7 protein-coding genes are annotated in these 11,891 nt (G+C 63.5%); 1 reads left to right on the top strand and 6 read right to left on the bottom strand.

Going from position 1 to position 11,891, the window contains the following annotated elements:
- Window positions 1-398 precede the first annotated feature (398 nt).
- The gene (locus QZ326_RS07950; RefSeq protein ID WP_295743610.1) at window positions 399-818 is read right to left on the bottom strand and encodes a YjdF family protein; all 420 of its coding nucleotides are present in this window, start codon (window positions 816-818) and stop codon (window positions 399-401) included.
- A gap of 237 nt (window positions 819-1,055) precedes the next feature.
- Here QZ326_RS07950 and hydA point away from each other — a divergent pair, with 237 nt between their 5' ends.
- Entirely contained in the window at window positions 1,056-2,432 is a 1,377-nt protein-coding gene (gene hydA / locus QZ326_RS07945; protein WP_295743608.1) for a dihydropyrimidinase, read from the top strand.
- Window positions 2,433-2,483: 51 nt separating this feature from the next.
- Here the strand turns inward: hydA and QZ326_RS07940 are convergent, their stop codons facing one another.
- The 5 genes from QZ326_RS07940 to QZ326_RS07920 form a co-directional block, all read right to left on the bottom strand.
- Window positions 2,484-3,419: a M15 family metallopeptidase gene (locus tag QZ326_RS07940; protein ID WP_295743605.1), complete on the bottom strand. Its 936-nt coding sequence runs from the start codon at window positions 3,417-3,419 to the stop codon at window positions 2,484-2,486.
- A 108-nt stretch (window positions 3,420-3,527) separates the two neighbouring features.
- Entirely contained in the window at window positions 3,528-4,301 is a 774-nt protein-coding gene (locus QZ326_RS07935) for a hypothetical protein (RefSeq protein ID WP_295743602.1), read from the bottom strand.
- Window positions 4,298-5,704 carry a cell wall metabolism sensor histidine kinase WalK gene (locus QZ326_RS07930; protein WP_295743600.1) on the bottom strand — a complete coding sequence of 469 codons (1,407 nt, stop codon included), beginning with the start codon at window positions 5,702-5,704 and terminating at the stop codon, window positions 4,298-4,300. Before QZ326_RS07930 ends, QZ326_RS07935 begins: the two co-directional genes overlap by 4 nt.
- A 25-nt stretch (window positions 5,705-5,729) precedes the next feature.
- Window positions 5,730-6,386, bottom strand: a complete 657-nt coding sequence (locus tag QZ326_RS07925; RefSeq protein ID WP_295743597.1) for a response regulator transcription factor — start codon at window positions 6,384-6,386, stop codon at window positions 5,730-5,732.
- A gap of 117 nt (window positions 6,387-6,503) precedes the next feature.
- Window positions 6,504-9,968 (bottom strand): GLUG motif-containing protein, encoded by a 3,465-nt coding sequence (locus QZ326_RS07920; protein WP_295743593.1) that lies wholly within the window; start codon window positions 9,966-9,968, stop codon window positions 6,504-6,506.
- Window positions 9,969-11,891 lie beyond the last annotated feature (1,923 nt).

Below are 11,891 nucleotides of genomic sequence, written 5' to 3'. Positions count from 1 at the left end.
GCAGGAACAAGTACGCAAAGACATTCAAGTTTGAGGACATCAACTATGCCGTGGCAAGCCGTGAGGACAGGGATGGCCTCGTTATCCGTCATGTTGCGGACGATACAGGGCATAAACTCTGTACGATCATATGCTGGCAGCCAGGGGAGCTGATAGTGTGAGAAGATTGGGCGGAAGAGGACGGCTGTCGCCGGGACAGGTTGTCCGGGCGGCAATTTTTTCCCGCCGGAGGCGGCTGTTCCGGACGTTTGGAAGCTCCGGTGCCGCCCAGATACACGGGTTACACAGGATCTGCGTAAAAATCAATACACAATTTCTGTGTATACTATGATTTTTATGACGGAAATAAACCGCCGCCCGGACAGCGTCCGGACGGCGGCCTTTCTTGGGCGGCGGGTTCAATGTCCTCTGTGCTTCTCCCGCCGCTTTTCCCTGCGCAGGGCGAATTGACGGGCCTGCTCCGCCTCCCGTTCCTCCCGGGTGCGGTGCTTTTTCGCCTCTCTGCCCTGTTCCTGCTGGGCTGCCAGGGCCTGCTGGGCCTTTGTGCCGCACCCCGGCCGCTCCAGCTGCCGTTTGATCTGGCGCTGGCGGCGCTTGGGGTTGGCGGCTGCCGCCGCCGGGGGCTGGCCCGCTATGGCCGGACTGAACTGCAGGCGGCGGTGGTTCTCCAGCAGGAAGGCGTACACCTCATGATCCTTGGGCTCGGGACCGAAGGTGACCTTGCAGGCCTCCCAGGTTCCGCCGCCGCCCCGCTCAAAGAGCCCCACCCAAAAGGGGTCTTCAAAATAGACCGTCAGCCTTGCGTATCCGGTTTCCATGGCAGTTTCCTCCTTAAAGCGGGGACGCGTGGTCCCCGAAATATCCGGAGAACGGACAACCAAGGAGGCAGGTTACTGAGCCCCGGCCGGGGCCGCCCGGACTACCGACCGGGCCGTGTTTTTATCTCCGCGCTCTCAATGATAAAAGATTTTTCCGCCGCGGTCAAGTTGTACTGGAAATTCCATGGGAAACATGGTATGATAGGCGAAATTAATCTATGAAATGGAGGAAAGGCGATGCGCACTCTCTTGAAGGGCGGAAGCGTGGTCTCCGCCGCCGGCGTGAAACGGGCCGATGTCCTGATTGACGGCGAGAAAATCGTGAAGGTGGGACGGAGCGTCCGTAAGGACGCTGACACGGTGGTGGATGTGGAGCACTGCCTGCTGTTCCCCGGCTTTATTGACGCCCACACCCACTTTGACCTGGACGTGTGCGGGACCACCACGGCGGACGATTTTTACACCGGCAGCCGGGCGGCCCTCCGGGGAGGCACCACCACGGTTATCGACTTCGCCTGCCCCAACAAGGGAGAGAGCCTCCACTACGGGCTGGACCTGTGGCATAAAAAGGCCGGCGGCCGCACCTTCTGCGACTACGGTTTCCACATGACCATCGACGACTGGAACGAGTCCATCCGGGCGGAGCTTCCGGATATGTTCGCCAAGGGCATCTCGTCTTTCAAAATGTATATGACCTATCCCGCCATGATGGTGGGGGACCGGGATTTGTACTGGGCTCTGAAGGAGCTGAAACATCTGGGAGGCATCTGCGGCGTCCATTGTGAGAACGCCGGGATCATTGACGGCATGATCGCCGAGCGGAAGAACGCCGGGGAACTGTCCCCTGCCAGCCACCCTCTGACCCGCCCGCCTCTGGCGGAGGCGGAGGCGGTGGGCCGGCTGCTGCGCATCGCCCAGGCGGCGGACTGCCCGGTCATCATCGTTCACCTCACCTGTCAAGAGGCTCTGGAGGAGGTGGAGCGGGCCCGGCGGCGGGGACAGAAGGTCTATGTGGAGACCTGCCCCCAGTATCTGCTGCTGGACAACAGCCTGTATTTCAACGGCGACTACTCCACCGCCGCCCGGTACGTCTGCGCCCCGCCTCTGCGGGAGAAGTGGGAACAGCACGACCTGTGGCGGGCGCTGCGCCACGGGGAGATCCAGACCGTCTCCACGGACCACTGCTCCTTCACATTGGCACAGAAGAACGCTGGGCGGGAGGACTTTACGAAAATCCCCGGGGGCCTTCCCGGGGTGGAGACGAGGGGCGAGCTGATCTACTCCTACGGCGTGGCCACCAAGCGCATCACGGAGGCCCAGATGTGCAGGCTGCTGTGCGAGAACCCCGCCCGGCTCTACGGATTGTTTCCGCGGAAAGGCGTGCTTCAGGCGGGCAGCGACGCGGACATCGTGGTCTACGATCCCGGCGACAGCCATGTTATCCGGGGATCGGACTGTGTGGCCAACGTGGACTACAACCCGTACGAGGGCTTCGTCACCTCCGGCGGTATCCGGCAGGTGTGGCTGCGGGGCGGCCTTGCCGTGGAGAACGGCAGAGTTTTGGATAAAGAGCCCCAGGGGCGGTACATGTCCCGGGGAAAGTGTTCGCTGTAAGCAAATGGAATCGTAAAGCAACGGCGGGAGCGTATGCTCCCGCCGTCTTTGTCATCCGGAGATCTCCGCCAGATATTCTTCCAGGCAGATGCCCTGTTCCATGATCTCCGCCGCGGCCTCCGTGCCCACGTAGCGGTAGTGCCAGGGCTCGTAATTCACGCCGGTGAGGGCGGCCTTGTCCGTTGGGTAGCGGAGGATATAGCCGTATTCAGCACAGTGGGCCATGAGCCACTGCTGCACTGCCGTATCCTCCTGTTCCCGGTCCAGCAGCTGATAGGACTTGTCCACAATGTCCACCGCCAGGCCCGCCTGGTGCTCGCTGGTGCCGGGGCGGGCCACCCACATGGCGGCCTGCTCCTCCGCCTCAGTCCGGCCGTATCCCTCCGCCAGAAGTCTTTGAACCTTGTTTTGGAACAGCTCCTCCTGCTTAGCCTGGGTGCGGTAGGAGGAGCAGATGGTGGGCTGGAGCCCCGCCGCCCGGGCGGCGTCCATCATGCTTTGCAGGGCGGGGTAGGCCCGGCTGTCGATGGCGTGGCCGTTTGCCAGCTGGGTCAGCCGGGGAATGGAGAAGTCCTCCGGCAGGGGATTCTCCCAGTTTACCAGGATCAGGTTCCAATCATCCGGGGAGACGGAGAGAACAGGCTTCCGGCCCAGGGCGGTCCAGTCCGGGTTCTCCTGTCCGGCGGGAAGCTCCGGCATCAGGCCGTCCGTCCGGCCGCCGCACTCCGGGTCGAAAATGGAGACAGAGACGCCTGCCGCCTGCGCCGGGGGCTCCTGAGCCAGGGCGGTGCGGCCCAGCAGGAAGCCGCTGCCAAAGAGGGCCAGCTCCAGCAGCAGGAGGGGCAGGAGGGAGCGGCGGCGCTTTTTGCCCCACCGGGGCGGCGCGGGGTTGATAAGATTCGCATCCCAGCAGCGGGCCGGGGCTACGCGGTACTCCCGGTTTGGGAGGGAAAAGTCTTTTACAACGCAGGAACGGTTGGAAGACATGAGAACAGCTCCTTCTTTTTTAGATTCTGTTCCCATGGTAATGGTTGTTCCCGTCAGAACTCCGGCGTTTTTCCATCAAAAAGGACAGCTTTTCCCATCAAAACGGCATCATGTTCGATTTCCGCTTATGCTGCTGTCCATAACGCTGCCCAGGGCCTCGTTCCAGCTCCCGGAGAGCTCCAGCGCCTCCCAGTCCAGCCAGGGGGCGATACGCAGAGTGGTGTGGCTGATGGAGACGTAATATACTACTGGAGCCCCCTGGAGACGGAAGCAGGCCAAGAGGGGGTCATGGCTGACGGCCTGGTATTCCAGTCCCAGCCGGTCCAGAAAGGCCGCTCCCAGCGCGGCCGGGTCTGGAAGCGGGGCTTTCAGAATCCAGACCGAGTCCAGCTCCAGCTCCACCAGGAGTTCCGTCTCCGCGTCCAGCACCAAGGAATGGTACTCCCCGGAGTCCCGGTCATAGCCGTCAAGCCTGACGAAGCTGGCGCCAGACAGGTCCGTCTGGTCCCGCAGGTAGACTTTGCCGGCGAAAAGTTCTGCGTTGTCCGGGTTCAGATGTTCCGGCAGGACTCCGGATTCCACCAGGTCCGCCAATTCCCTTCGGCCCAGCTCTGTGCTCTCTGTCAGCGCGGAGCCCTCCAGCTCCTGGCCGATGATGGTGAGGGTTTCCGCAAACTCTCTCTGCTGGGCCAGAAGCTGCAGCCGCCGGAGAAGTTCCGGGGGCTTTGCCGGGAAGTTGCTGTCCTCTGCTAACGGCTCGGTGTGGACGGTACCGGTGAGGGTTTTGTCCTGGAGCATGGACAGCCGCAGGGGCAGCAGCGCCAGGGCCACCACCGTCAAGCAGGTGAAAATGGGGGCCAGCCAGTTTTTCCAGTTTCTCATGGGACCGCTCCTCTCAGGCGTACGGTGGCCCGTGTGCCTTCGCCGGAGCGGCTCTCCAGCTCCAGCGTACCGCCGTGGAGGTCCACGATGCGGCGGCACAGGGCCAGTCCCAGCCCCGCGCCCCCCTGGGCCCTGGAGCGGGATTTGTCCACCATGTAGAATGCCTCCGTCACCCGGCTGAGCTCTTCTGCCGGGATGCCCTTGCCGCTGTCCGTCACCCGGATGAGGGGGCCGCCCTCCTCCAAAAGGCCCTCCAGCAGGAGGTCTCCGCCAGATTCCATGGCCTTGCGGGCGTTGTCCAGCAGGTTCAGGCAGACAGTCTCCATCAGGTCCGGCTCCATCAGCGCCGCTGCCGGCTGGGCCCGGACGGTGAGACGGATGCCCGCCTGCTCCAGCGCCGGGGCCATGGCTCCGCCCACCCGGTTCAGGAATGTGTCCAGCGGCACGGGCCGCAGGGGGAAGTCCTGCCGGTCCAGCACCACCAGATCCAGGAGCTTGCGGCTCAAGGCCTCCAGCCGCCGGCCCTCGCTGAAGATGTACCCGGCGCCTTCCCGGACCTGGGCCTCTGTGGCGGGGCGGGAGCGGAGCAGGTCGGCGTAGCCAATGATAGAGGTCAGGGGGGTTTTGATCTCATGGGCAAAGCTGCCGATGAAGTCCTCCTGCCGCCGCGCGGCGTCCCGGAGTTCCTGAACCTGCCGCCGGATGCGGTGGGCCATGACGTTGAAGTCCGCCGACAGCTGGGCGATCTCGTCGTCTCCCTGTACCGCCACCCGCTGGTCCAGATCACCCTCGGCTATCCGCCGCGTGGCGGCGGATAGCCGGCCCAGGGGGCGCAGAAGCATGGCGGCCACCGCCAGGGACAGCGCCCCCACCGCCCCGGTGAGAGCAAGCACCAGGGTGAAAAAACTTTGGTACTGTTCCGAACGGTCCTGAAAGAGGCTGCTGATTTCCCGGCAGTTCTCTAGGTACAAAACGCCGTCCTCCAGGGCTAAGGGACTGGCGGCGTGGAGATAGGCACGCCCGTCCCCCAGGGCATCCATCACCCAGCCGCGCTGGCCCTGGGGCAGGGAGGCGGTGAGGGGAGCGGCCTCGACCGCCAGCTGTCCGCTGCCGCCCAGGGTCTCGCCATCCTCGCCGCTGAGGCGGAAGGCCACGGTCCCCCGGCTGGTGGAGATGCTGATCCCCTTGGCCGCGGCGGCCAGCTCCTGGCGGCTGTACAGGGGATGGAAGGCCAGCTCCTGGGCCAGGGCGTAGCGCAGAAGGTCGTTCTCCTCATACAGCGCGGAGACCTCTCGGTCCAGGGAGGCACGGAATTGCGTATCAATCAGAACGTAGCCGCCAATGGAGCAGGCCAGGGCCGTGATGAGGACCATGCTGCAATAGAGCTTCCAGAAGAGCTTCATTTTTTCGTGTCCCTTCCCGAGTGAATCAGGCCTCCAGCCGGTAGCCTACCTTGTAGACGGCCACCAGGCGGTTCTCCAGCCCCAGTTTCTTCCGCATTCGCTGGATGTGGAGGTCTACGGTGCGGCTGTCTCCCAGGAACTCCTCACCCCAGACCCGCTCGTAGATCCGGTCCCGGTACAGGGCGATATTTTTGTTCTGCATGAAGAGGAGCAGCAGGTCGTACTCCTTGGCGGTGAGGGGAACGGGCTGTCCGCTCCGCCGCACCACCCGGCTGGCGGTGTCGATCTCGATGTCCGGCGGCAGGGAGAGGACCCGCCCTGTCTTGCCGCAGCGGCGGAGGACGGTCTCCACCCGGGCCAGCAGCTCCATCAGCTCAAAGGGCTTGACGATGTAGTCCTCCGCCCCCAGCCGCAGACCCTTTACCCGGTCTTCCAGCTGACCTTTGGCGGTGAGGAAGATCACCGGTACCTCCAGCTGCTTGCAGTACTCCAACACCTCGTAGCCGTCGGCTCTGGGCAGCATGATGTCCAGCAATGCCAGATCGAAGGGCTGGGATTCCAGCTTATCTGCGGCGGCGGCGCCGTCCGCTGCCCAGACACAGCGGTAGCCTGCGCCGTCCAGGGCGGTTTTGATGAGGTTGGCGATAGGGGCCTCATCCTCGGCAATCAAAATTTTGTTCACAGCGTCTGCCTCCTGCGATCCAGATTCTCTACAGTTTGACGCAGTCTTCCATCATTCTTGCATCATGGGAAGGCGGCCCGGCACCAATACACCGGGCCGCTTCGGGGTGTCTGCCGCCTATTTCGCCGCAGGTTCTTTTTCCGCATGGGATTTCGCAGGAGCGCCGGATTTGACCGCCTGCTTTTTCCGGCGGCGCGTCACCGCGAGCAGGATTATGAGTAGAAGGACTGCGGCGGCCAGGATCAGGAACAGCCACGGGCCATCTGCCCGGGACTGGATGCAGAAGGTGCCCTCCGTGCCCTCCATAGACAGCATCAGGTACTGCCCGTTCTGGACGGCTTCCGAATGGATCCACTGACCGTCCCGGTACTGCCAGACCTGAGCGCCGGATGGGGCCAGCAGCCGCAGGGGAACAGCATCCCCGCTGCCGAGATCTGTGCCGGCGAGGGAGAGTGTCCAGACTGTGCCGCCCTCCGGAGGCGGCGTTTGGGGCCCTTCTGTCACATGGAGGACGGCCTCATGGGTGAACCGTCCCTCTGCGAGAGCCAGAGGCAGTTTGCCCTCGGTCTTTGCGCTGGCTACCAGAGTGACCCAGGGGGCGTAGACGGCCTCCAGGGTGATGTCAGAGACCCGGCCGGAGACATCAAATTCCGGCCAGCTGCCGTAGCTGCCCTCCTGGGCGGGAACCTCCGGGAGCTGAAGGGCGGAGAGGTCGTCTCCGTAGAAGAAAGGGATTTGGGACACGGTTTCGCCCCCTGCCAACAGGGTCAGAGTAAAGGTGGTGAACTCCGGGGGAATGTCCGGCAGCTGCCGGAGCTCTGCAAAGTCGATAGGCTCGGCGTGCCCGGCGTAGCTGACGCCGTCGATGCCGGCGGTGCCGGTGTCCACGAAGCGGTTACCGGAAAAGACGCCGCCGTTTTCCACGCCGCCGGCAATGGCGCCTAGGCACTCGCTTCCGTCTGTGATGGCGGCGATGGCAAAGCAGTCCCGCAGATAGCTGGCCCACCCGGCCACACCGCCGATGTAATTTCCGCCGGAGAGGGTGTTTTTGGCATAGCAGCTCCGGACGGAGGCGTCCGCCAGCCCAGCCACGCCGCCCACATAGTCGCCGTCGGTACTGGCGGCGGCGCCGTAGTTCTGGCAGTCCAGAGCGGTGCCTAAATCCATGCGTCCCACGATGCCGCCTACGCAGTCCTTTTTGGCGGTGACGGCGCCCCGGTTCAGGCAGTTTTGCAGGACCGCCTTGGTCTCATAGGTGGTTCCAAAGGACAGACGGTCCGTCACGTCATCCTCGGGGTCCAGATCGAATTCGATGGCCATGGCGCCGGCCACGCCGCCCACATTCCGGTCGCCCTCCACAGGGCCGGTGTTATGGCAGTCTGCCACCTTGCCCTCCCGGGTGGCGGAGATGTCCTGGTCGGAGGTGTCCTGGATCAGGTCCTCCTTGTCCGGGGTGTTCCGCAGGTCGGTGAGAATGTCCAGCATGGAGTCAAATACCGCGTTGAACTGGCGGCTGACGGACCGCAGGTCTTCCGTCAGGGTGTGGTTGCCGTCCTGGAGAACGCCGTTCAGGGACTTCATCTCGCCGGACAGGCCTGCCATGGCGTCATAGAGGCCGTCCCCGGCTGTCCGGATATCCTCTCCCAGGGGGGAGAACTCCACAGGGCCGTCTCCGGTGAGGCTGTCCACCGCATCGCTGATGGTGCGGAAGGCGCTGTGCAGCAGCCGTCCGATGGAGGCGGAGGAGGCCGATACATCCTGGAGCTGTTCCAGGGCGTCCCTCAGCTTGCCGGAGGCTGGCGAGACTGTTTCCAGTGCCCTCTGCAGGGCGGAGAGCGCGTCATCCAGCCCGCCGGAGGCGTCCCGCAGGGCCTGGAGAGCCCGCCGGAGGGCGGCCTGAGCCGTCTCCCAGTCCTCAGGAGAGGCTGGCAGGGAATCCCCTGTCTGCCCTAGGCCGACGGCGGTTTTGTTCAGTGCCGTTTTCAGATTCTCCAATGCGGGGAGCGTTTCCCCGCTGCCGGGGAGATTGCCGGCCTCAGACAGTGCCGCCCGCAGGCCGCCGGCGGCAGCGGCGGTCGCAGCAAAGATCCCGTCCAGCTCCGTGAAAGCGGCCTTTGCCTGCTCCAGTGCGGCGGCCCTGGCCGCTTCATCACCGGAGATCACGCCCTTTAACAGCGCCTCCAGGGCTTCCTGCAGGGCCGCTGCCGAATCGCTGAGTTTGCCGCCGGCCTCTTTCAGGGCTCTTACAGCAGTCCGCAGCTCCGCCATGGAGACTTCGCCCAGGCCGGCGGCATCTCCCAGATCGTCCAGTGCGCCGCCCAAGTGATTGGAGAGCCGCTCCAGCCGCGCTCCCACGTCCGCCAGGTCATCCAGTGCGGGGATAATGCGGTCCAGCGCATTGGTGATGTCGGAGACCAGGGTATTCACGGTATTGAGATTTTCATCGATGAAATCGCCGGTGTGGTCCAGCAGCTGCTGGGAGCTGTCCCGGGCCTTGTCTGCGTAGTTCCCCATGGCGGTAAGGTGGGCGGAGACATCGTCCCCGGTGCACTGGGCATCGTTCAGGGCCTGGTTAATCAGGCGGTCCAGGGTGTCCAGCTCTGTCCGCAGGCGGTCCAGGCCGTCCCGTTCCGGGTCCACGGCCAGATAGGGTTCCGCCTGGCCCACGATGCCGCCCACCTCTTTGCGGCCCCGGACGGTGCCGCTGTTGATGCAGCCCGCAAGATACCCGCTCTGCCGTCCGGCGATGCCGCCGGTATTGTAGCCCACATGGGGGTAGCCCACCGTGCCGCTGTTGACACAGCTTTGCACTACGCCGCTGGAATACCCCACGATGCCGCCGGTGTCGGCATAGCTGGACAGGAGGCTGTATTCGCCGTCGTTTTCGCCGCTGAGCGGTTCTGATATCGCTTCGGCCTCCAATTCCATAAAGCTGCCGGTCTCGCTGGGCTCTGTCATGTTAACCCCGGCGAAGTTTTCACATTTCAGTAAGATGCCCAGATTTCGCCCGGCGGTGCCGCCGGCGGCGTTTTCACCGCTGATATGGCCCCGAGTGGTGCAGTTGATGATCTGGCCCTGCTCCCCGTTCCGTCCCGCAATGCCGCCCACGGCATTTTTGCCCTGGACGGTGCCCTGGAAGGAGCAGTTTTGGATCGTTCCGGCGTTGGTGCCCGCGATGCCGCCCACAGTGGAGCGGGTGCCCTCAGGAATGACGGCGCCGGAGATGTGCAGATTCTGTACCACCGCGCCAGGCTGGAGATAACGGAAAAAGCCCTGGTTGGAGCCGGCGGCGGTGAGCCGCAGGCCGGAGATGGTGTGTCCCTGACCCAGGAAGGTGCCGCCGAAGGTGGGAATGGGGGAAAATTCGGTCCCGGTCAGGTCCAGATCCGCGGTCAGGGCAACCGTCTTTCCCTGAGACCAGGTGTCCAGAGCACAGTTTTTGGAGAGCGCAAGCAGGTCCTCCGCCGAGGAGATGGAGACTGTGTCCTCCGGCGCGGCCCAGGCCGCAGGTACGGCAGAGGAGGCCAGCAGCCAGACGGCCAGCAGCAGGGAGAGATATTTATTCGCCGAACGATTCCGCATGGCTCTCAGCCTCCTTTCCGGAAATTTCTGCCGCAGGCAGGGCTGCGTCCTCAAGCTGGATCGCTCCGGCTTCCACGGCGGCATTGATGGCGCCGTGGATGGTGCCGCTGAAATGGCCGTCCACCATGCCGGAGAGATAGCCCCGGACGTGGCCGTCCACCCGCATGACGCCGGAGTGGGACTGAATGGGCAGGCGGTGTTTGAGGGTGATGGCGGTCTTTTCAATGATGACATCGCCCAGCAGCAGGATCTGGGGGAGGATGCCCATGACCAGGAAGATGGAAATCAGCGTGCCCCGGCCCAGGCACACGCCGATGGAGGCGATGGAGGCCGTGGTGGACAGTACGCCGATCAGAATACCGGCGGAGGCCAGAATGGTGCCGGAGGTGACGATGGTGGGGAAGGACTCGTTCAGGGACTCGATCACCGCATCTTTCAAAGGCATGGTTTGCTTCAATTCCACATAACGGTTGGCGATGACGATGGCGTAATCGATATTGGCGCCCATCTGGATGGAGCTGACCACCAGATAGCTGAGGAAGAACAGGGGCTCATTTTGCAGATAGGGGAAAGAGAAGTTGATCCACACGCTGCCCTGGATGACCAGAATCAACAGGATGGGCAGTCCGGAGGACTTGAAGGTGAACACCAGCACCAACACCACGAAGACGATGGTCAGAATACCGATGAGCAGGTTGTCGTTGCCGAAGGAGGTGGACAGGTCGAAGTCACTGGTGGAGTTTCCCACCAGAAAGGCGTCCTCCTCGTAGTACCTGCCCACCACGCTGTGGAGGGTGTCCAGGAAGGCGAAGGTCTCCCGGCTCTCCTCCGGCAGGTTCAGCTGGAGGACCAGGCGGCTGTATTGCTCGCCCTTCAGCTGGAGCTGGGCGTCCGTCAGCTGGACATGGAGGTCCTCAATGGTCTCGGTCATATCGCCGTCCAGCGTGACATAGCCCTCCTCCATCATATCGTAAACGTAGAGGAACATGTCGATCAGGGGCACGCCATAACCGTCGACACCGGAGACCACCTGGCCGTAGCTCTCCTGGTCCACGGCGTAAGCGGAGTACAGCAGCCGGGCCAGCTCAATGTCCAGATCCGTCATTTCGGCGAACTGCCGGGGGGTCAGCCGGTCGGTGAGGACATAGCCGTCCATGGCATCCACATTGGCAAGGCCCAGAACGGTGTTGGTCTCCGGCATCCGTTCCAGTTCCCGGAGCAGGCGGCCCTCCTGCTCATAGTCCCCCTGGGGAACCAGCACGGCTAGGGTATTGATGCTGCCGAAGGCGCCGTTGACCTTGGCCTGGGCGATCTGGGAATCGCTTTTGCGGAGAGTGGTCAGGTCGGTTTGTCCATAGGCGTAGGGACAGCGGTTGGAGAAGATGAAGGCGCCGATGAGCAGCACCACGAACAGCGGGGGCATGATGAAACGGGTTTTCAGCGCCAGCTGCCCCCAGGCGGTGATCCTGGGCACAAAGCTGCGGTGGTGGGTGCGGTCAATGAGCCGGGAGAAGCTGAGCAGCAGGCCGGGCATCAGGGTGAACACTGCCAGCAGGCTGAGCACAATGGCCTTCATCAGCACCAGTCCCAGGTCCTTGCCAATGCCGAACTGCATAAAGCACATGGCGCCCAGGCCGGAGAGGGTGGTCATGGAGCTGCCGGAGATCTCCGGAATGGCTTTGCTCAGGGCGGCCACCACGGCCTCCCGGGCCTCCAGGTGTTCCCGCTCCTCGGTATAGCGGTGGCAGAGGATGATGGCGTAATCGATGGCCAGGGCCAGCTGCAGTACCACGGCCACGGAGTTGGACACGAAGGAGATCTCCCCAAAGATGAAGTTGGTGCCCTTGTTCATCAGCGCCGCCATGCCGAAGGTCATCAGCAGATCGGAAGAGCGTCGTGTAGGGAAAGAGTGTAGATCTCGGT

This window comes from uncultured Oscillibacter sp., assembly GCF_910587525.1.
GTDB lineage: Bacteria > Bacillota > Clostridia > Oscillospirales > Oscillospiraceae > Oscillibacter.
The sequence above is the reverse complement of the archived record's forward strand: the minus strand, read 5'-3'. Positions and strand labels throughout refer to the sequence as shown.